This window comes from Bradyrhizobium vignae (assembly GCF_004114425.1).
Taxonomy (GTDB): Bacteria; Pseudomonadota; Alphaproteobacteria; order Rhizobiales; family Xanthobacteraceae; genus Bradyrhizobium; species Bradyrhizobium vignae.
On record NZ_RDQF01000004.1, the window covers coordinates 1 to 21,456 of the forward strand.

17 protein-coding genes are annotated in these 21,456 nt (G+C 63.7%); 11 read left to right on the forward strand and 6 right to left on the reverse strand.

Features of this window, described 5'->3' with window-relative positions; genetic code table 11:
* Window positions 1-217 precede the first annotated feature (217 nt).
* From pimD to EAV90_RS04280, 5 genes are all read right to left on the reverse strand, one after another.
* The gene (gene pimD, locus EAV90_RS04260) at window positions 218-1,360 is read right to left on the reverse strand and encodes a pimeloyl-CoA dehydrogenase small subunit (RefSeq protein ID WP_122405784.1); all 1,143 of its coding nucleotides are present in this window, start codon (window positions 1,358-1,360) and stop codon (window positions 218-220) included.
* 135 nt (window positions 1,361-1,495) lie between these two features.
* Complete coding sequence (pimC, locus tag EAV90_RS04265) at window positions 1,496-2,686, reverse strand: pimeloyl-CoA dehydrogenase large subunit (protein WP_122405785.1); 1,191 nt, start codon at window positions 2,684-2,686, stop codon at window positions 1,496-1,498.
* Window positions 2,687-2,820: 134 nt separating this feature from the next.
* A complete protein-coding gene (locus EAV90_RS04270) occupies window positions 2,821-4,008 on the reverse strand; it encodes an acetyl-CoA C-acyltransferase (RefSeq protein WP_129142676.1) in 1,188 nt (395 codons plus the stop codon).
* On the reverse strand, window positions 4,005-5,687 hold the full coding sequence (gene pimA / locus EAV90_RS04275) for a dicarboxylate--CoA ligase PimA (RefSeq protein ID WP_129142677.1): 1,683 nt from the start codon (window positions 5,685-5,687) through the stop codon (window positions 4,005-4,007). Before pimA ends, EAV90_RS04270 begins: the two co-directional genes overlap by 4 nt.
* 125 nt (window positions 5,688-5,812) lie before the next feature.
* Entirely contained in the window at window positions 5,813-7,909 is a 2,097-nt protein-coding gene (locus EAV90_RS04280; RefSeq protein WP_129142678.1) for a 3-hydroxyacyl-CoA dehydrogenase NAD-binding domain-containing protein, read from the reverse strand.
* 130 nt (window positions 7,910-8,039) lie between these two features.
* On the opposite strand from EAV90_RS04280, the gene EAV90_RS04285 reads away from it, so the two are divergent.
* From EAV90_RS04285 to EAV90_RS04330, 10 genes are all read left to right on the forward strand, one after another.
* Entirely contained in the window at window positions 8,040-8,906 is an 867-nt protein-coding gene (locus tag EAV90_RS04285) for an IclR family transcriptional regulator (RefSeq protein WP_162500653.1), read from the forward strand.
* A gap of 66 nt (window positions 8,907-8,972) precedes the next feature.
* A complete protein-coding gene (locus EAV90_RS04290) occupies window positions 8,973-9,770 on the forward strand; it encodes an ABC transporter ATP-binding protein (protein ID WP_122405789.1) in 798 nt (265 codons plus the stop codon).
* Entirely contained in the window at window positions 9,767-10,480 is a 714-nt protein-coding gene (locus tag EAV90_RS04295; RefSeq protein WP_122405790.1) for an ABC transporter ATP-binding protein, read from the forward strand. Before EAV90_RS04290 ends, EAV90_RS04295 begins: the two co-directional genes overlap by 4 nt.
* A 232-nt stretch (window positions 10,481-10,712) precedes the next feature.
* Complete coding sequence (locus EAV90_RS04300; protein ID WP_122405791.1) at window positions 10,713-11,591, forward strand: branched-chain amino acid ABC transporter permease; 879 nt, start codon at window positions 10,713-10,715, stop codon at window positions 11,589-11,591.
* A 2-nt stretch (window positions 11,592-11,593) separates the two neighbouring features.
* Complete coding sequence (locus tag EAV90_RS04305; protein WP_122405792.1) at window positions 11,594-12,613, forward strand: branched-chain amino acid ABC transporter permease; 1,020 nt, start codon at window positions 11,594-11,596, stop codon at window positions 12,611-12,613.
* A 37-nt stretch (window positions 12,614-12,650) separates the two neighbouring features.
* Window positions 12,651-13,886, forward strand: coding sequence for an ABC transporter substrate-binding protein (locus EAV90_RS04310; protein ID WP_164936772.1), 1,236 nt, complete (start codon window positions 12,651-12,653; stop codon window positions 13,884-13,886).
* Between the two features lie 119 nt (window positions 13,887-14,005).
* Window positions 14,006-15,232, forward strand: a complete 1,227-nt coding sequence (locus EAV90_RS04315; protein ID WP_129142679.1) for an ABC transporter substrate-binding protein — start codon at window positions 14,006-14,008, stop codon at window positions 15,230-15,232.
* A 264-nt stretch (window positions 15,233-15,496) separates the two neighbouring features.
* Entirely contained in the window at window positions 15,497-16,723 is a 1,227-nt protein-coding gene (locus tag EAV90_RS04320; RefSeq protein ID WP_129142680.1) for an ABC transporter substrate-binding protein, read from the forward strand.
* A gap of 166 nt (window positions 16,724-16,889) precedes the next feature.
* The gene (locus EAV90_RS04325) at window positions 16,890-18,119 is read left to right on the forward strand and encodes an ABC transporter substrate-binding protein (RefSeq protein WP_129142681.1); all 1,230 of its coding nucleotides are present in this window, start codon (window positions 16,890-16,892) and stop codon (window positions 18,117-18,119) included.
* 184 nt (window positions 18,120-18,303) lie between these two features.
* Window positions 18,304-19,587, forward strand: a complete 1,284-nt coding sequence (locus EAV90_RS04330; protein WP_129142682.1) for a glycerate kinase type-2 family protein — start codon at window positions 18,304-18,306, stop codon at window positions 19,585-19,587.
* Window positions 19,588-19,717: 130 nt separating this feature from the next.
* Here EAV90_RS04330 and EAV90_RS04335 read toward each other — a convergent pair whose 3' ends face one another.
* Window positions 19,718-20,239 carry a MarR family winged helix-turn-helix transcriptional regulator gene (locus tag EAV90_RS04335; RefSeq protein ID WP_122405797.1) on the reverse strand — a complete coding sequence of 174 codons (522 nt, stop codon included), beginning with the start codon at window positions 20,237-20,239 and terminating at the stop codon, window positions 19,718-19,720.
* Window positions 20,240-20,412: 173 nt separating this feature from the next.
* Between EAV90_RS04335 and EAV90_RS04340 the strand changes: the two genes are divergently transcribed.
* Complete coding sequence (locus EAV90_RS04340; RefSeq protein WP_162500463.1) at window positions 20,413-21,453, forward strand: branched-chain amino acid ABC transporter permease; 1,041 nt, start codon at window positions 20,413-20,415, stop codon at window positions 21,451-21,453.
* Window positions 21,454-21,456: the final 3 nt, after the last annotated feature.

A 21,456-nucleotide genomic window follows, 5' to 3' on the forward strand; every position in this document is an offset into this window, starting at 1 on the left:
GTCGCTTCGCGACGGCCCTACGGGCCGACCTTGACTCGATCTGCGCGCGCCATCCTACGTGCTCCACGGTCGGGACGAAGAGCTGGCCTGCAATCGAACAAAGAGCTGAACAAACCGCCTTGACACACCAAATCCCCATGTGAGCAATCCAGACTGCCTCAACGGAAAGATCCTGGATTGCTTCGCTTCGCTCGCAGTGACGTGACGGTGGTGATACTCAGATCAACCCGCCCGCGTCCGCGACGCGGCGCTGGTGGTAGTCGGTGTCGCCGAACGTGTTCTCGATCATGGTGAGGCGCTTGAAGTAGTGGCCGATCTTCGCCTCCATGGTCATGCCGATGCCGCCGTGGAGCTGGATCGACTGCTGGCCGACGAATTTGGCGGACTTGCCGATCTGCACCTTGGCCGCGGCGATCGCGTTGGACCGCTCCTTGGCGTTCTCGAAATCGTTCGCCATGGTCGCGAACATCGACATCGAGCGTGCCTGCTCGGCGGCGACGAACATGTCGGAGGCGCGGTGCTGGAGCGACTGGAACGAGCCGATCGCGACGCCGAACTGTTTTCTGGTCTTGATGTACTCGACGGTGGTCTTGAGCGATTCATCCATCAGGCCGACCGCCTCGGCACAGAGTGCGACGCGGGCGTCATCGACCACGCGCTCGATCAGTGCGAGCGAATCCTCGGGGTTGCCGAGCACGGCATCCGGGCCGACCTCGACACCGGTGAAGGTGATGTCGGCGGCGTGCAGGCCGTCCTGCGTCGGATAGCCCTTCCTGGCGACGCCCTTGGCATTCGCCGGGACCAGGAACACGCCGATGCCGGTCTTGTCGCGGCGGTCACCCCTGGTGCGGGCGGTGACGACAAGCGTGTCGGCATTCTCGCCATTGAGCACGACGAATTTTTCGCCGTCGATGATCCAGCCATCGCCCTTCTTCTTCGCGGTCGTGGTGACGTCGAACAGATCGTAGCGCGAGTTCTTCTCGAGCTGCGCGAAGGCCAGCGTCTTGCTGCCGTCGATGATCCCGGGCACGTGCGCGGCCCTCTGCGCATCGGTGCCGGCATGGCGCAGGAAGCCGCCGCCGATCACGACCGTGGCGAGATACGGCTCCAGCACCAGCGCCTTGCCGAGCGCCTCCATCACGATCATGGTCTCGACGCCGCCGCCGCCAAAGCCGCCGTCGGCCTCGCTGAAGGGCAGGCCGAGCAGGCCCTGCTCGGCGAGCTTGAGCCAGACGGTCTTGCTCCAGCCGCCCTTCTCCGCCATGTACTTCTTGCGGCTCTCGAAATCGTAGGAATCGGTCAAGAGGCCGTCGATGCTTTCCTTGAGAAGCCGCTGCTCCTCGTTCAAATCAAAATCCATGTTTCTCTACTCTCCCGGTATCTGATGTCGTCATGCCCGGCCTTGTGCCGGGCATCCACGTTTCTCCGTGCCGCTAGGCGTGGATGGCCGGGTCAAGCCCGGCCATGACGTCGAGTGCATGGCGACGAGTTGCAATCACAGCCCCAGCACCGCCTTGGCGATGATGTTGCGCTGGATCTCGTTGGAGCCGCCGTAGATCGAGACCTTGCGATTGTTGAAGTAGCTCGGCGCGATCTGGGCGGTCCAGTCCATGGCTTCGTTCGAGCCGTCGTCGCCGTGCACGTCGTAAGGCGCGGCGAACGGGCCGATTACTTCCATCAAGAGCTCGGTGGTGGTCTGCTGGATCTCGGAGCCCTTGATCTTCAGCACGGACGAGGCCGGATTGGGCTTGCCCTTGCCGTGCTTGCCTTCGTCGGCGACGACGCGCAGCTGCGTCAGCTCGAGCGCCTTCAGCTCGATCTCGCAGGCCGACAGCTTCTCGCGGAAGGCCGGGTCCTGGATGATCGGCTTGCCGCCGGATTCGACCTTGGAGGCGAGATCCTTGATGCGGCGGATGCGCTCCTTGGAGACGCCGACCCGCGCGATGCCGGTGCGCTCGTTGCCGAGCAGGAACTTGGCGTAGTCCCAGCCCTTGTTCTCCTCGCCGATCAGGTTCTCGATCGGGACTTCCACGTCGTCGAAGAACACCTCGTTGACCTCATGGCCGCCGTCGATAGTCTGGATCGGACGCACGGTGACGCCCTTCGACTTCATCGAGAACACGATGAAGGAGATGCCCATCTGCTTCTTCGCGGAGGGGTCGGTGCGGCAGAGGCAGAAGATCATGTCGGCGTGCTGGGCCAGCGTGGTCCAGGTCTTCTGGCCGTTGATGATCCACTTGTCGCCCTTGCGCTCGGCTTTCGTCTTCAGCGAAGCGAGGTCGGAGCCGGAGCCGGGCTCCGAAAAGCCCTGGCACCACCAGTCGTCGACATTGGCGATGCGCGGCAGATACTTCTTCTTCTGCTCCTCGTTGCCGAAGGTGTAGATGACGGGGCCGACCATGCTGACGCCGAAGGCGAGCGGCTGCGGCGCGGGATGCGCCTGAAGCTCCTCGTTGAAGATGTAGTGCTGCACGGCGGTCCACCCGGTGCCGCCATATTCCTTGGGCCAGTGGCTGACGCCCCAGCCTTTCTTGTTGAGGATGCGCCACCACGTCACCATCTCGTCCTTGGTGAGATGCCGGCCCTCGACCAGCTTGCGCCGCGTATCCGGCGGCACGTTGTCGCGGAAGAACTGCCGCACTTCCTCGCGAAACGCCTGCTCTTCTTTCGTGAATGCGAGATCCATCGGATCCTCCTGTGAACGTTATTCCCTATTCGTCATTCCGGGCGCGCGAAGCGCGAACCCGCAAATCTCGAAATTTTGGCTCGAGGTTCCGGGTTCATTCGCGTGCCGCGAATGCCCGGGAACGACGGGGCCCGTTACTGCAGCACCTCGAACAGCCCGGCAGCGCCCATGCCGCCACCGACGCACATGGTGACGACCGCATATTTGGCCTTGCGGCGGCGGCCTTCGATCAAAGCGTGGCCGGTGAGGCGCGCGCCCGACATGCCGTAGGGATGGCCGACCGAGATCGCGCCGCCATTGACGTTGATCTTGTCGGGATCGATGCCGAGCTTGTCGCGGCAATACAGCACCTGCACCGCGAAGGCTTCGTTGAGCTCCCAGAGGCCGATGTCGTCGACGGTGAGACCGTGGCGCTTCAAAAGGCGCGGCACGGCGAAGACCGGGCCGATGCCCATCTCGTCCGGCTCGCAACCGGCGGAGACGAAACCGCGGAAGATGCCGAGCGGCGCAAGGCCGCGCTTGGCGGCTTCCTTGTCGCTCATGATGACGGAGGCGCTGGCGCCGTCGGAGAGCTGGCTGGCATTGCCGGCGGTGATGGTGAAGCCCTCGCCGCGCACCGGCTTGAGACCGGCGAGGCCCTCGATCGTGGTCTCGGGGCGCGGGCCTTCGTCCTGCGACAGCGTGACCTCCTTCATCGACACGGCGCCGGTTGCCTTGTCGGTGACCGCCATCTGCGTCGTGATCGGCGCGATCTCCTCCTTGAACTTGCCGCCCTGCTGGGCCGCAGCGGTGCGGCGCTGGCTCTCCAGCGAATATTCGTCCTGGCGTTCGCGCGAGATGCCGTAGCGCTTGGCGACGACCTCAGCGGTGTCGATCATGGGCATGTAGACCTCGCCCTTGATCTTGAGCAGCGCCGGATCCTGGGCGTGGAAGCCGTTCATCTTGTCGTTCTGCACGAGCGAGATCGACTCGCCACCGCCGCCGACCGCGATCTCGACGCCGTCGAAGATCACCGAACGCGCGGCGAGCGCGATGGCCTGCAGGCCCGAGGCGCATTGCCGGTCGATGGTGGTGCCGGCGACGGTGACGGGCAGACCGGCGCGGAGCAGCGCCTTGCGCGCGATGTTGCCGCCGGTCGCGCCCTGCTGGAGGGCTGCGCCCATCACGACGTCCTCGATCTCCTTCGGGTCGACTTTTGCGCGCGCGACCGCTTCGCCGATGGCGTGGCCGAGCAGGGTTGCGCCCTCGGTGGCGTTGAGCGCGCCGCGATAGGCCTTGCCGATCGGGGTGCGGGCAGTGGAAACGATGACGGCGTCGGTCAAGAACGACCTCCTGATGCGGTTTTGGTGGATTGTGACGGTTTCTGCTGCTGGCGCAATTCGTGGCGCGACAATTTTCCGACCGGCGTGCGCGGCAGATCGTCGACGAACTCGACCGCGGCCGGCAGTTCGTGCTTGCCGAGCTTGCCGGCGAGCTGCGCGCGCAATTCGTCCAGCGAGAACGGCTTTGCGTCCGGCTTGAGCTTGATGAAGGCCTTCGCGGCCTCGCCGCGATACTGGTCGGGAATGCCGAGCACGATCACCTCGTGCACGCCCGGAATGGTGTAGATCGCCTGCTCGATCATCTGCGGATAGACGTTGAAGCCGCCGGAGATGATCATGTCCTTCTTGCGATCGACCAGGAAGAAATAGCCGTCGGTGTCGACATAGCCGATGTCGCCGGTGAGGAAGCGGCCGTCGACGAAGGCCTCAGCGGATCCCTCCGGCTTGTTCCAGTAGCCCTTGGTGACGTTCGGGCCCTTGATGCGGATCTCGCCGACTTCGCCCGGCGGCAGCACGCGTTTGGGATCGTCGAGCGCGACGACGTCGAGCTCGATGCCGGGCAGCATCAGGCCGATCGAGCCGGGCTTGTCCGGGCCGGCGGGCGGGTGGCCGGTGCCGGGCGAGCAGGTCTCGGTCATGCCCCAGCCGCTGCGCAGCTTCTTGCCGATCTTGCGCTCGAAGAAGCTCGCGATCTCCACCGGCAGCGGCGCGCCGCCGGAGCCGATGGTGACAAGCGAGGAGAAGTCGCGCTTGTCGAGATCGGGGAGCGCGGCGATCGCGATCCACATCGTCGGCACGCCCGGAAAATAAGTCGCGCGTTTCACCTCGATATCGCGCATCACGGCCTCGACGTCGAAGCGCTGATGCAGCGAGATCAGGTTGCCGCGGCGAAGCGAGGACAAGAGCACGACGGTGAGCGCGTAGATGTGGAACAGCGGCAGCACGCAGATCACGCGCTCGATCACGTCGCCGCGGGCGGCGCGCGCTGGCTTGCCCCAGACGTCGTAGATCGACACCGCCGCGGTGAGATTGCCGTGGGTCAGCATCGCGCCCTTGGGCAGGCCGGTGGTGCCGCCGGTATATTGCAGCAGCGCCACGTCGTCGGCCGTCACGGACGGCCACTGGGCCGGTGCGGTCGCGCCCTCGACAAAGGTCTTGAAGGTGACGATGCGGGGATCATCGGGAATCGCCGCCTGCGGCGTGCCGACCTTGCCCCAATGATCGTCCTCGCAGACGACGAGGCGATCGATCAGACCCTTCTCCAAAAATTTCAGCGCGGTCGGCAGCAGCGCCTGGAGATTCGAGGTCACGAGCACGCGCGAGCCGGAGTCGGAGACCTTGTGGGTCAGCGCGATCTCACCGTCGAGCGGCGACAGATGCGCGACGCGGCTGCCTGCCTTCAGCGCGCCGAAGAAATTGATGGGGTGGTCGGGCGTGTTGCCGAGGAACAACGCCACCGACGTGCCCTTGCCGCAGCCGGCCCGCAAGAACGCCGCGGCGGCGCGATCCACCATCGCGGCAAGCTCGGTGTAGGTCATGGGCCGGTCGCGAAACTCGATCGCAGTGCGCGGGCCGTAATCGGCGGCGGCTTTCGACAAGAGGTCGGGCAGCGTGCCCTGGACGATGGTGTCGTCCCACCGCACGCCCTCGGGATAAAACTGTTCGCCGGGATGGATCATTGCTTCTCTAAACCACGCAGACCGTCATTCCGGGCGGCTCGAAGAGCCGAACCCGGAATCTCGGGATTCTCAGGTGCGCAGCTGCGCACCATAGTTCGCCCTTCGGGCAGGGGCAGCAGCGGCCATCACGCCGCCTTCGACGCCGCCGCGAGCGAGGCGAACGTCTTGCCCTCCGCCGCGAGCCTCTTCAGCAGCGGCGCGGGCTCGAGGCTGGGGTCGTTGGTCTCTTTGGCATAGAAGGCGAGACGGTCGGCGATGTGCTTGAGGCCGACGGTGTCGGCCCAGTACATCGGGCCGCCGCGATAGATCGGCCAGCCGTAGCCGTAGAGCCAGACCACGTCGATATCGGAGGGGCGCGCCGCGATGCCCTCTTCGAGGATCTTCGCGCCCTCGTTGATCATCGGGTACATCATGCGCTCGAGGATCTCCTCGTCGCTGACGACGCGCTTCTTGCGGCCGAGGCGGAGAAGCGTCTCGTCGATCAGCTTCTCGACCTCCGGGTCGGGCAGCGGCGCGCGGGAGCCGGCTTCGTACTTGTAGTAGCCCTTGCCGGTCTTCTGGCCGAAGCGGCCGGCTTCGCACAGCGCGTCCGCGATCTCCGACTTGATGCCGCGGTCTTTCCGCGAGCGCCAGCCGATATCGAGGCCGGCGAGATCGCCCATCGCGAACGGTCCCATCGGCATGCCGAACTTGGTGACGACCGCGTCGACCTGCTGCGGCAGGGCGCCCTCGAACAGGAGCTTCTCGGCCTGCTTGCCGCGCTGCGCCAGCATGCGGTTGCCGACGAAGCCATCGCAGACGCCGACAACGGCCGGCACCTTGGCGATCTTGCGCGCGATCGTGACGGCCGTCACGAGAGCATCCGGCGCGGTCTTGTCGGCGCGGACGATCTCGCACAGCTTCATGACGTTGGCCGGCGAGAAGAAGTGCATGCCGAGCACGTCCTGCGGACGCTTGGTCGACTTGGCGATCTCGTCGATGTTCAGGTACGAGGTGTTGGAGGCGAGCACGGCGCCGGGCTTGGCGTACTGGTCGAGCTTGCCGAACACCTCCTTTTTCACTGCCATGGTCTCGAACACGGCCTCGATGACGAGATCGGCATCGCCGACATTCTCGATGCCGACCTTGCCGTCGATCAGCGCCATGCGCTTGGCGGGCGCATCGGCCGGAATGCCGCCGCGCGCAGCGGTCGCTTCCCAGTTCTTCTGCATCACGCCCATGCCGCGCTTGAGCTGCTCCTCGCCGGTCTCGATCAGGGTGACCGGAATACCGGCATTGGCAAAGGACATCGCGATACCGCCGCCCATGGTGCCGGCGCCGAGAATGGCAACACGGTTGACCGGACGCGGCTTGGTGCCTTCAGGGACGCCCGCGATCTTGTTGGCTTCGCGCTCGGCGAAGAACGCGTAGCGCTGCGCCTTGGACTGATCGCTGGCGACGAGCTTGAGGAAGCCTTCGCGCTCCTTCTTCAGACCTTCGTCGAAGGGCAGGTCGATGGCATAGCCGACGGCGTCGGCGGCCGCGAACGGCGCCTCCAGGCCGCGCGACTTCTTGGTCATGGCGGCAACCGCATTGGTGAAGATCGAGCGGTCGGCCTTGGCGGCCGCGAGCTTGGAATCGTCGTCGCGCAGCCGACGCAACGGACGCTTCTCGGCGATGAGCTTGCGCACGAAGGCTTCGCCGCCGGACGCTGGTCCTTCGACGATCTCCTCGATCAAGCCGTTCTTCAGCGCTTCCGCCGCACCGATCGGGTCGCCGCCGACGATCATCTTGACGGCGAGCTCGGGCCCGACCGCGCGCGGCAGGCGCTGGGTGCCGCCGGCGCCGGGCAACAGGCCGAGCTTCACCTCGGGCAGGCCGAGCTTGGCTTCTTTCACCGCCACGCGGAAATGGCAGGCGAGCGCGACCTCGAGACCGCCGCCGAGCGCAGTGCCGTGGATAGCCGCAACGACCGGCTTGGGCGAATTCTCGATCTCGGACAGCACGTCGTTGAGCGCGGGCGGCTTCGGCGGCTTGCCGAACTCGGTGATGTCGGCACCGGCGATGAAGGTGCGGCCGGCGCAGGTCAGCACGATGCCCTTGATGGCGGGATCGGCGATTGCGGCCTTGATGCACTCGAGGATACCACCGCGGACTGCGGCACTCAGCGCATTGACCGGCGGACTGTTGACCGTGACGATCCCGACTTCGTCATGACGCTCAAGCTTGACCACTTCGCTCACGGTGTCCCTCCTTGGTGGGGATTTACTTTTGTTCGATTTCGCGGTGCGGAATTTAATTCCGCATCTTGACGGCAGGGTTATTTTGAAGCACGGACGTTGTCAACGACTCCGCGCAAGAAGCAGATCAGGGATGAAGCGTACAGGAAAGAAGGCTGCGACCGATCGGAATTTCGTCGTCGCGCTTTCCCGCGGACTGGATGTATTGCGCGCGTTCCAACCCAATGACGGCCTGCTCGGCAATCAGGAGATTGCGGCCCGCACCAAGCTGCCCAAGCCGACCGTGTCGCGGCTGACCTACACGTTGACCAAGCTCGGTTATCTGACGCCGGTTCCCCGGTTCGAGAAGTACCAGCTCGCCCCTGCAGCGATGTCCCTCGGCTATGCGGCATTAGCCAATCTGGGCGTTCGGCATTTGTCCGAGCCGTTCCGCGAGGAAGTGATGCGCGCGACCGGCGGCGCCGTCGCCGTCGGCGGCCGCGATCGTCACAGCATGATCTATTTCGGGCAAAGTCGCGGCAGCGAGACGGTCGGTGTTCAACTTGACGTCGGCTCGCGCGTGCCGATTGCAACTACCGCGATGGGGCGCGCCTATTACTGGGCCCTCGACGACGAGGGTCGCGCTGAAGTGTCGCGCATTCTGCGCGAACATTACGGCAGCCGCTGGCCGAAGATGCGCGACGGCTTGGAGCGGTCCGGCGAGATCATAGCGAAGTATGGCTTCGCCATTTCGGTCGGAGACTGGCACGACGACATCGGCGCCGCCGGAGTGGCGCTCAAGCTCAACGACGGAACCGGACCTTACGCATTCAATTGCGGCGCGCCAGCATTCCGTTTCACGGAAGAGCGTTTGATCAACGACATTGGACCGCGTCTGCTTGCGATGGTAAGGAACATCGAAGCGGCGCTCGGGGGTCTGATGCCGCATTCCAAAAAAGACATCAGCAAAAAGCTGAAATCAGGAGGAAAAGTTGCGCGTGTGGCCGAGGGATTCAGATAGCCTTTGTCGTCACCGGGAGCGGTTCGCATCGCCCCATCGCTCACTGAAGAACGTGAGCGAGACGAGATGACGCAGGCACAGCTCGCGCGGGGGACATCGCCCCTGCTCGCAGTTCGCGACGTCAGCGTCGTGTTCGGCGGCATCGTTGCGCTCAACGGTGTGTCCTTCGACATGCACAAGGGCCAGATCCTCGGATTGATCGGGCCCAACGGCGCCGGCAAGACCACGCTGTTCAACTGCCTCAGCCGGCTCTACCAGCCGTCGTCCGGCGACATTCTGATGGAAGGCGTGAGCATCCTGTCGCGGCCACCGCACCGGATCGCCGAGATCGGCATCGGCCGCACCTTCCAGAACGTGGCGCTGTTCCCGAATCTGTCGGTGATGGACAACGTCCGCGTCGGCGCGCATTCGAAGACCTCCAGCGACATCATCAGCGACTCCTTAAGGCTGGCCTGGGTCCGGCGCAGCGAGACCGAGGTCAACAAGAAGGTGCACGAGATCCTCGCCTATCTCGATCTCGAGGACGTCGCCCACACCGTGGTGTCAGGCCTGCCCTTCGGCACGCAGAAGCGGGTCGAGCTGGCGCGTGCGCTGGCCGCCGACCCGAAGATCCTGCTGCTCGACGAGCCGGCGGGCGGTCTCAATCATGAGGAGGTCTATGTGCTGGGCGACCTCATCCGCCGCATCCGCGATGAGCGCCACATGACCGTGCTGCTGGTCGAGCACCACATGGGCCTCGTGATGTCGATCGCCGACCACGTGGTCGCGCTCAATTTCGGCAAGAAGCTCGCGGAAGGCACCCCCGCCCAGGTGCAGGCGGACCCCCACGTCATCAAGGCCTATCTCGGGAGCAAAGACCAATGACGACACTGCTCAACGTCAAGGATCTGCGCGCCTATTACGGTCAGGTCCAGGCGCTCCATGGCCTGTCCTTCTCGCTCAACGAGGGATCGCTGACGACGCTGCTCGGGGCCAACGGCGCCGGCAAGACCACGACGCTGCGCGCGATCTGCAACATGGTGCGCTCGACCGGCGCGATCGAGTTCGACGGCAAGCCGCTGAACAACCGCTCGACCGAGAACATCGTGCGGTACGGCATTGCCCATGTGCCGCAGGGCCGCGGCACCTTCACCAACATGACCGTGGAGGAGAACCTCCAGCTCGGGGCGATCACCCGCAAGGACAGCGCCGGCATCGTCTCCGACATCGAGCGCATGTATGCGCATTTCCCAGTCTTGAAGCAGCGCCACACCCAGCAGGCCGGCACGCTGTCCGGCGGCGAGCAGCAGATGCTGGCGGTCGCTCGGGCGCTGATGCTGCGGCCGCGCCTGATGCTGCTGGACGAGCCCTCCTTCGGGCTCGCGCCGCTGGTGGTGCGCGATCTGTTCGGCATCCTCGGCAAGATCAACCGCGAGGACAAGGTGTCGATCCTGGTGGTCGAGCAGAACGCCCAGCTCGCGCTCGAGCTCGCCGATCAGGCCTATGTGATCGAGACCGGGCGCATCGTGATGTCGGGCAAGGCCAAGGACATCGCGAACAACGAAGAAATCCGCAAATCCTATCTGGGTTATTGAGGTGGGTGCATCGATGGAATCGATCTATCCGCGCGCTCGCTACACCTCTCCCGAAGGGAGAGGTCGATTTGCGAAAGCAAATCGGGTGAGGGGTTACGGTCTCTCGTTGGAGCGGCGCCCCCTCACCCGGATTGCTTCGCAATCCGACCTCTCCCCGCTGGGAAGAGGTGTCGTCGCCGACGCCGTTCTCGCTCAATCCCAACTCGCAGCGCTATAGGGGAGCCCGAGGTCCATGGAGCTTTTCACCAACCAGGTCCTGGCCGGCATCGCCACCGGCGCGATCTATGCCTGCATGGCGCTCGCCGTGGTCATGATCTACCAGGCGATCGACCATCTCAATTTCGCGCAAGGCGAGATGGCGATGTTCTCGACCTTCATCTCCTGGCAGTTGATGCAGTGGGGCGTGTCCTACTGGGCTGCCTTCATCATTACGCTGGCATTTTCCTTTGTCGCCGGCATCGCGATCGAGCGCATCCTGTTCAAGCCGCTCGCCAAGGCACCGGTGCTGACCAACGTCGCCGGCTTCATCGCCCTGTTTGCGATCATCAACTCCTCGGCCGGCCTGATCTGGGACTTCACCATCAAGCAATATCCGACCCCGTTCGGCTCCGCGCCGTTCCTGGGCAGCCAGCTGATCTCCACCCACCAGGCCGGCATGATCGGCGTCACCGTACTGCTGCTGCTCGGCCTCTATTTCTTCTTCCAGTACACCAGGATCGGCCTCGCCATGCGCGCCGCCGCCTCGGTGCCTGAATCGGCCCGCCTCGTCGGCATCAACACGAGCTGGATGATCGCGCTCGGCTGGGGCATGGCGACCGCGATCGGCTCGATCGCCGGCATGCTGATCGCTCCCGTCGTGTTCCTCGAGCCGAACATGATGGGCGGCGTCCTGATCTACGGCTTCGCCGCGGCGGTGCTCGGCGGATTGTCGAGCCCGTTCGGCGCCGTGGTCGGCGGCTTCCTGGTCGGCGTCTTCGAGAATCTCGCCGGCACCTACATCCCAGGGGTCGGCAACGAGCTGAAACTTCCGATCGCGCTCGCGCTGATCATTTCCGTCCTGGTCGTCAAACCCGCTGGCCTGTTCGGCCGGCACATCGTCAAGCGAGTTTGATCATGAGCGCTGCAGAAGAAGTCGTCGCCGAAGGCCACGAAGCTGTCGAGGCGGTTCCGAAGCGGGCCATGACGCTGGGCACCGGCACCTCGCTGCTGGTGCTGGCGGCGCTGCTGATCGTGCCGGTGTTCGTCAAGAACTTCATCATCTTCCAGATGACGATGCTCCTGATCTACGGGCTCGCGGTGCTGGCGCTGAACATCCTGACCGGCGGAAGCGGCCAGTTCTCGCTCGGCCAGAGCGCGTTCTACGCCGTCGGCGCCTATACCTCGGCGGTGCTGATGGAGCACGCCAACATCAACTACGCGCTGACCATTCCGATTTCCGCCGCGGTCTGCTTCGCATTCGGCTACCTGTTCGGCAAGCCGGCGCTGCGGCTGTCGGGCGTCTATCTCGCGCTCGCGACCTTCGCACTCGCCACCGCGATGCCACAGCTGTTGAAACTGAACTTCCTCGAGCACTGGACCGGCGGCGTGCAAGGCCTCGTCGTCACCAAGCCGGACGCACCGTTCGGCCTGCCGATGTCGCAGGACATGTGGCTGTACTACTTCACGCTCGTCGTGACCGTCGCGATCTACATCTTCTCGGTGAACCTGCTGCGCTCCCGCTCCGGCCGCGCCTTCATGGCGATCCGCGACAACGAGATCGCGGCCTCCTCGATGGGTGTCAACGTCGCGCTCTACAAGACGCTCGCTTTCGGAGTGTCCGCCGGCATCACCGGCGTTGCCGGCTCGCTTGGCGCCATCGCCGTGCAATTCGTCGCGCCCGACAGCTACACCATCACGCTTGCGATCTCGCTGTTCCTCGGCATGGTCGTCGGCGGCGTCGGCTGGCTGCCCGGCTCGTTCGTCGGCGCGGCCTTCATCATCTTCGTGCCAAACATGGCGGAAAGCATCTCCAAGGGCCTTTCCGGCGCGGTGTTCGGGGTGCTGTTGTTCCTCGTCATCTACCTCGTGCCGCACGGCGCAAGACAGGCCGCAATCCTGGGCCAGCAACTCGCTGGCAAGCTCAGGAAGAACTGAAAACTCTCAAGGACCGTCGTTAACCAAGGAGACCCAATTGCTTTTCGGAAGAACACTGCGATCCGCCGCGCTGGTCACGGCAACGGCGGCCATCACTCTCACCTCCGGCGCTGCACTCGCCCAAAAGAAATACGACACCGGCGCGTCCGATACCGAGATCAAGATCGGCAACATCATGCCGTACAGCGGTCCGGCGTCGGCCTACGGCATCATCGGCAAGACCGAAGAAGCCTATTTCAAGATGATCAACGACAAGGGCGGCATCAACGGCCGCAAGATCAATTTCGTGACCTATGACGACGGCTATTCGCCGCCGAAAGCCGTCGAGCAGGTCCGCAAGCTGGTCGAGAGCGACGAGGTGCTGACCGTCTTCAATCCGCTCGGCACGCCCTCGAACACGGCGATCCAGAAATACCTCAACGCCAAGAAGATCCCGCAGCTCTTCGTCGCCACCGGCGCCACCAAGTGGAACGATCCGAAGAACTTCCCCTGGACCATGGGCTGGCAGCCCTCCTACCAGAGCGAAGCGCACATCTACGCGAAATGGCTGATGAAGGAGAAGCCCGATGCCAAGGTCGCGATCCTCTATCAGAACGACGATTTCGGCAAAGACTACCTCAAGGGCACCAAGGACGGGCTCGGCGCCAAGGCCTCTTCCATGATCATCATGGAAGAGAGCTATGAGGTCTCCGAGCCGTCGATCGACGGCCACATCGTCAAGATCAAGGCGGCCAATCCCGACGTGCTGCTGATCTATGCGACGCCGAAGTTCGCGGCCCAGACCATCAAGAAGACCGCCGAGCTCAGCTGGAAGCCGCTCCAGATCCTCACCAACGTGTCGATCTCGGTCGGCAGCGTGATGAAGCCGGCCGGCTTCGAGAGCGCGCAGGGCGTGCTGTCGGCGGCCTATGCCAAGGATTCGACGGATCCGCAGTGGGTCAACGATCCCGGCATGAAGAGGTGGAACGAGTTCGTCGACAAGTACATGCCGGGTGCCGACAAGTCCGACACCAGCATGGTCTATGGCTACGGCGCCGCGTCGACGCTGGCCAAGGTGCTGGAAATGTGCGGTGACGACCTCACCCGCACCAACCTCATGAAGCAGGCGGCGAGCCTGAAGGACTTTGCGCCGGATACCCTGCTGCCCGGCGTCAAGATCAACACCAGCGCCACCGATTTCGCTCCGATCGCGCAGCTCCAGATGATGCGCTTCAAGGGCGAGAGGTGGGAACTGTTCGGCGAGATCATCAGCGGCGACGTCGCCTCCGAATGACACGCTGATGCAACAATTCAGCGCGAAGAGCCCCCGCGGGCAACTGCGGGGGCTTTTTGTTGACGTCTGGCCGCAATCTTGTTCAATGCGGCGCCGATCCAGCTCGGGGTAGGAGAACAATGACTGCCGTTCGTTTTCAGGTTGCGACGCTCTGGGTCGCATTTGCGTTGTGCACTGCAATGAGCAGCGAAGTGCTGGCGCAGAAAAAATATGACAGCGGAGCTTCGGATACCGAGATCAAGATCGGTAATATCATGCCCTATAGCGGTCCGGCCTCCGCCTATGCCGCTATCGGCAAGGCCGAAGAAGCCTATTTCAACAAGATCAATGCCGAGGGCGGCATCAACGGCCGCAAGATCAAATTCATCTCCTATGACGACGCCTATTCGCCGCCGAAAACGGTCGAGCAGGCGCGCAAGCTGGTCGAGAGCGACGGGGTGCTCTTGATCTTCGGCTCGCTCGGAACCTCCACCAACAGCGCCATCCGCAAATACATGAACGAGAAGAAGGTGCCGCAATTGTTCGTAGCGAGCGGTGCGTCGAAATGGAACGAGCCCAAGCAATATCCATGGACCATGGGCTGGCAGCCCTCCTACCAGAGCGAAGCGCGCATCTACGCCAAGTACATCATGAAGGAGAGGCCGCAGGCGAAGATCGGCGTGCTCTACCAGAACGACGATTTCGGCAAGGACTATCTGAAGGGACTCAAAGACGGCCTCGGCGCCAAGGCTTCGATGATCGTGCTGGAAGAGGCCTACAACACCTCGGAGCCGGCGGTCGACGAGCACGTCGTCAAGTTGAAAGCCTCCGGTGCCGACGTCTTCATCAGCATCACCACACCGAAATTCACGGCGCAAGGAATCAAGAAGGCCGCGGAGATCAACTGGCATCCGGTCCAGATCATCTCCAACGTCTCGACCTCGGTCGGCGGCGTGATCGAACCGGCGGGGTTCGAGATCTCGCAAGGCATCCTGTCGGCGAGCTACACCAAGGACGGCTCCGATCCGCAGTGGGATGCCGATGACGGCATGAAGAAATTCTACAACTTCCTCGCCCAATACGACCCCAAGGCCAACAAGCTCGATGCCGGCGTCGCGTTCGGCTATGCCGCCGCGCAGACCATGGTGAAGGTGCTGCAGATGTGCGGCAACGATCTCACCCGCGAGAACGTCATGAAGCAGGCCGCCAGCCTGAAGGACTTCGCACCCGACACGCTGCTGCCCGGCATCAAGATCAATACCGCGCCGGACAATTTCGCCCCGATCGAACAGCTCCAGATGATGCGGTTCAAGGGCCGGAAATGGGAGCTGTTCGGCGACATCATCTCGAGCGAGCTCGGACAATAGAGCCGTCGCGAGCAGCCGCAATTTGGAGTTAATTAGATCGGAGTGACGCAACTCCAGGTTCGCGCGATCGCGGGCGCGGCAGTACTGCCGCATGGAAATATTCCGCACCGCATCGATCAAATCACGCTCTCGACGATGGTTTCGCCGGGGGCGTTTTTCTTGCTGGGTGCGGGAGAAGGGTATTCAATGTGAGCCGGAGCGGCACGAGACGAGCGCTCCCAATCAAGAACAAGCGACACATTCAACAGACCCAGGGAGATCGAGATGCCTGCAATGCATGTGCGTTTGGGGGCCCTTGCGGCTGCCCTCGCGCTGTCTGCCGCTCTGTCCACCGTAGCGTCAGCGCAGAAGAAATACGATACCGGCGCATCGGACACCGCAATCAAGATCGGCAACATCATGCCCTATAGCGGACCGGCCTCCGCTTACGGCGTGATCGGCAAGACGGAAGAAGCCTATTTCCGCAAGATCAACGCTGAAGGCGGCATCAACGGTCGCAAGATCAACTTCATCAGCTATGACGATGCCTACTCGCCGCCGAAGACGGTGGAGCAGGCCCGCAAGCTCGTCGAGAGCGACGAGGTTCTGCTGATCTTCAACTCGCTCGGCACGCCGCCCAACTCGGCGATCCAGAAATACATGAACTCCAAGAAGGTGCCGCAGCTCTTCGTCGCCACCGGCGCGACCAAGTGGAACGATCCGAAAGATTTCCCCTGGACCATGGGCTGGCAGCCCAACTACCAGAGCGAATCGCAGATTTACGCAAAGTACATCCTGAAGAACCATCCCGACGCCAAGATCGGCGTGCTCTACCAGAACGACGATTACGGCAAGGACTATCTGAAAGGCTTCAAGGACGGACTTGGGACCAAGGCCTCGATGATCATCATCGAGGACAGCTATGAAGTCTCCGAGCCGACCATCGACTCGCACATCGTCAGGCTGAAGTCGTCCGGCGCGGACGTGTTCTTCAACATCACGACGCCGAAATTCGCGGCGCAGGCGATCAAGAAGAATGCGGAGATCGGCTGGAAGCCGCTCCATTTCCTCAACAACGTGTCGGCGTCGATCGGCAGTGTGATCAAGCCGGCAGGCTTCGAGAACGCGCAGGACATCATCTCCTCGCAATATTTCAAGGATCCCACCGATCCGCAGTGGAAGAACGATCCCGCGATGAAGGCCTGGAATGAGTTCCTGGACAAATACTATCCCGAGGCCAACCGGGCCGACGCCTCGGTGATGTACGGCTTCATCGTGTCCCAGGGTCTCGTGCAGGTGCTGAAGGCCTGCGGCGACGATCTGACGCGTGAGAACGTGATGAAGCAGGCGGCCAGCCTGAAGGATTTCGAACCGCTCGGCCTGCTGCCGGGCGTCAAGGTTAACACCAGCCCCACCGACTTTGCTCCGATCTCCCAGTTGCAGCTCATCCGCTTCAAGGGGGAAGCCTGGGAGCGGTTCGGCGACGTTCTCAGCAGCGACGTCGGAGGCTAGGGGATCGACAGGCGCGAATAACGACTAAAGACGCAGCCCCTGCGGCCAAGTCGCAGGGGCTTTTCCTTGAAGCTTTCGGGCAAATCGTATTGAATTGCGGTCGCGCCACCAAAAAACCCGAGACAAGAAAAGGGACGCACACACCAAGAAAAACAGGGAGATTGGAATGCCTGCTGTCACCGGCAAGCTTGCGGCCGCATCATTGGCGCTCGCGCTCATCGCGGCCTCGGCCTCAACTGCATCAGCCCAGAAGAAATACGATACCGGCGCGACCGACACCGAGATCAAGATCGGCAACATCATGCCCTACAGCGGACCGGCCTCCGCCTATGGCATCATCGGACGCACCGAAGCCGCCTATTTCAAGAAGGTCAACGACGAGGGCGGCATCAACGCCCGCAAGATCAACTTCATCAGCTATGACGATGCGTACTCGCCGCCGAAGACGGTGGAGCAGGCCCGCAAGCTGGTCGAGAGCGACGAAGTGCTGCTGATCTTCAACTCGCTCGGCACACCGTCGAACTCGGCGATCCAGAAATACATGAACTCGAAGAAGGTGCCGCAGCTGTTCGTCGCCACCGGCGCCACCAAGTGGAACGATCCGAAAGATTTCCCCTGGACCATGGGCTGGCAGCCCAACTACCAGAGCGAGACGCAGATCTATGCGAAGTACATCCTGAAGGAGATGCCGAACGCGAAGATCGCCGTCCTGTTCCAGAACGACGATTACGGCAAGGACTATCTCAAGGGCCTGAAGGATGGCCTCGGCGCCAAGGCCGCCAGCATGATCGTGGCCGAGGAAAGCTACGAGACGTCCGAACCGACGATCGACAACCACATCGTCAAGCTGAAGGCCACCGGCGCCGATATCTTCGTCAACATCACCACGCCGAAATTCGCGGCGCAGGCGATCAAGAAGAACGCCGAGATCGGATGGAAGCCGATCCACTTCCTCAACAACGTCTCCGCCTCGGTCGGCAGCGTGATCAAGCCCGCCGGCTTCGAGAACGCGCAAGGCATCATCTCGGCGGCCTATCTGAAAGACACCACCGATGCGCAATGGGCCAACGACGCCGGGATGAAGGCATTTCTCGATTTCATGACGAAGTACTTCCCCGAAGGCGACAAGACGGACAACGGCACGATCGTCGGCTACGGCGTCGCGCAGACGCTGGTCCAGGTGCTGAAGAACTGCGGTGACGATCTCACGCGCGCGAATGTGATGAAACAAGCCGCGAGCCTGAAGGACTTCCGCACCGAGGTGCTGCTACCCGGCATCAAGATCAACACGTCGGCGACCGACTTCGCCCCGATCAGCTCACTGCAGCTGCAACGCTTCAAGGGCGAGCGATGGGAACTGTTCGGCGACGTGATCGACGCGGAAGCCGGCGGCTAGCGCGAAACACACGACGAGCCCCCCGCGAGACGATCGCAGGGGGCTTTGCTTGCGCGTGGATTATGATCACGCGATTGCACAATCGAATAATGGTAAAGGCCGCTTACGCTTTGCCGCACGATGCGGTAGGCAGATGGCCGGCGACCTTGTCGCCGCCACCTCAGTCTGCTCAAGGCCATCGTCCATGACCGACCGCCGTCCTTTGCTCCGCGCGCTCTACGACGCCGCCGTCGCCGCCGCCCATCCCGACGTGGTGCTGGCCCCTCATTTGCGGCCTGCCCCCAAGGGACGCGTGATCTGTCTTGCCGCCGGCAAGGGCGCCGGCGCGATGGCCGCGGCGGCGGAGCGGCACTATCTCGATACGCTCAAGCTCGCGCCGGAGCGGCTGGTCGGCATCGCCACCACGCGCCACGGCTACGGCGTGCCGACGCGCCGCATCCGCGTGGTCGAGGCCGGTCATCCCGTGCCCGACGAGGCCGGCCTGAAGGGCGCCGCCGACACGCTGGCGCTCGCCGGCGAGGCCGGGCCCGACGATCTCTTGCTGGTGCTGCTCACCGGCGGCGGCTCGGCGAACTGGATCGCGCCGGTGGAAGGCATCAGCTTCGCGCAGAAGCAGGCGGTCAACAAGGCGCTGCTGCGCTCGGGTGCGCCGATCGGCGAGATGAATGTCGTGCGCAAGCACCTGTCGCGCATCAAAGGCGGCCGGCTGGCGCGCGCCGGCAGGAATGCCGCCGAGATCGTCACGCTCGCGATCTCGGACGTGCCGCACGACGAGCCCTCCGCGATCGCCTCCGGCCCCACCGTGCCCGACGCGACGACGCTGGCGGATGCGCTCGCGATCGTGGCCAAGTACAGGCTCGACATCGACGATGCGGTGCGCCGCGCGCTCGACGATCCCAATAACGAGAGCTGCAAGCCGGGTGACGCGGCGTTTGCGCGCGCGCATTTCGAGCTGATCGCGCGGCCCAAGCAATCGCTGGACGCCGCGGTGAAGCTCGCGCGCCAGTCCGGCTACGAGACCATCGATCTCGGCGCAGATCTCGAAGGCGAGGCCCGCGAGGTCGCCGCCGATCATGCCAGGCTGGCGCTGCAAGCCCGCGCCCAGGGCAAGCGCGTCGCGATCCTCTCCGGCGGCGAGCTCACGGTGACCGTGCGCGGCCATGGCCGCGGCGGACCGAACCAGGAATACGCGCTGGCGCTCGCCGAGCTGCTCCAGGATACGCCGGACATTTCGGCGCTCGCCGGCGATACCGACGGCGCCGATGGTGGTGCCGGCCACCCCACCGACCCCGCCGGCGCGCTGATCGACGCAGCGACGTTTGCGAAGATGAAGGCGCTGGCGCTTCAGCCGCAGGCCTATCTCGACAACAACGACGCGACGACGTTCTTCGAGGCCACGGGGGATCTGCTGCAGCCGGGGCCGACGCTGACCAATGTGAATGATATCCGCGTGATCCTGGTGGATTGAGGCGCGAAAGCGGGGAATCCAGTACGCCGCGGCTTATCGACAAATCACAACCGTCTCGGAGTACTGGATCGCCCGCCTTCGCGGGCGATGACGGCAGAGAGTGAGGATCCACCGCCGGTAGCCGCGGGGCTCAAAACTCGTTCGCGATCTTCGCGAGCATCGCGATCAGGGCCTCGCGGTTGGCCTGGCCGAGCAGATCGTTCAACCGGGCCTCGTGCTTGGTGGCAACGAGCTTTTTCGCGCGCGCCAGCACGGCCTTGCCCTTGTCGGTCAGGACCAGGATGTGCGAGCGGCGGTCGTTGGTGGAGCGGATCCGCGCGCAGAGGTCGCGGCTCTCCAAATTGTCGAGCATCGCCACGAAATTCGGCCTGAGGATGCCGAGGGTGGAGGCGATCTCGGTCTGGTTCCGGCCGGGGTTCTTCTCGACCAGCAGCAGCACCGAGAACTGCGCCGGCGTCAGCTGCAGCGAGGCCATGCAGCGCAGAAAGTTCTCGAATACCTTGAGCTGCGCCCGCTTCAGGACATAGCCAAGCTGTTCGGATAGCTCGCCGAGCTGGAGAGCTTCGCTCTGCGGCTCGGCCGCATCCTTGCGGCCCTTGGCCGCGTCAGCCGGCTTTTCGGAGGTCTTTTCAGCGGTTTTGGAAACGGTCATCGCCTCGTGCTCGTAATCCCGCTAAATTCGGGAGGGGTCGCTTCCCACTCTTGATGTTATATTTGATAATTGTTATGGACCATATCAAATATCGCATGCGTTTTTCAATGGCTGTGAGCGGACCGTCCACCGCAATCGAGAGGACCGGTCCGGATTAGGGGGAGCGTCCGGTCTTGAATACCACCATCATGCTGTTCCTGGTGCAGGACGGCATCACCAATGGCGCAATCTATGCGCTGCTCGGCCTGGCGCTGGTGCTGGTGTTCGCCGTCACCCGCGTCATCCTCATTCCCCAGGGCGAATTCGTCACCTACGGCGCGCTGACCTATGCCTCGCTGGCGGCGGGCCAAATGCCGGGCACGGCCAAGCTCGCGCTCGCGCTCGGCATCGGCGCCTTCGCCTTCGACCTGTTCGTGGCGCGCAGGGCGCTGCATGCGCGGCTGGTGGTTCGCAGCTTCATCACCAACATCGTGCTGCCTTCCATCGTGCTGGCGCTGACCCTCTACTTCGCCGCGCAGAAGCCGCCGGTGCCGGTCTGCATCGCGCTGTCGCTGGTGATCGTGGCGATGATCGGACTCTATCTCTACCGCATCGCGTTCCAGCCGCTGGCGCACACCTCCGTGCTGGTGCTGCTGATCGCCTCGGTGGGCGTGCATCTCGCGCTACAGGGCCTCGGCCTGCTGTTCTTCGGCGCCGAAGGCCAACGCGGACCTGCCGTGCTGTCCGGCGCCTTTACTGCCGGCGCGCTGCGCTTCACCGGCCAGAGCATCACCGTCTACGCCATCACCATCGCCTTCATCGTCGCCCTCTGGCTGTTCTTCGGCCTGACGCTCTACGGCAAGGCGCTGCGCGCGACCGCGGTGAACCGGCTGGGCGCGCGGCTTGCGGGCATCCGCACCACGCTGTCGGGGCAGATCGCCTTCCTGCTGGCCTCGGTCATCGGCGCGCTGTCAGGCATCATGATCGTGCCGATCACGACGCTCTACTACGATTCGGGCTTCCTGATCGGCCTGAAGGGTTTCGTCGCCGCGATCATCGGCGGGCTGGTCAGCTATCCCCTCACCGCCGCCGCGGCGCTGGTGGTCGGCATCGTCGAGGCGTTCTCGTCCTTCTATGCCTCCAACTACAAGGAGGTGATCGTCTTCATGCTGCTGATCCCCGTGCTGCTGCTGCGCTCGCTCGCCGCTCCCGCAGTCGAGGAAGAGAAGGACTGACGC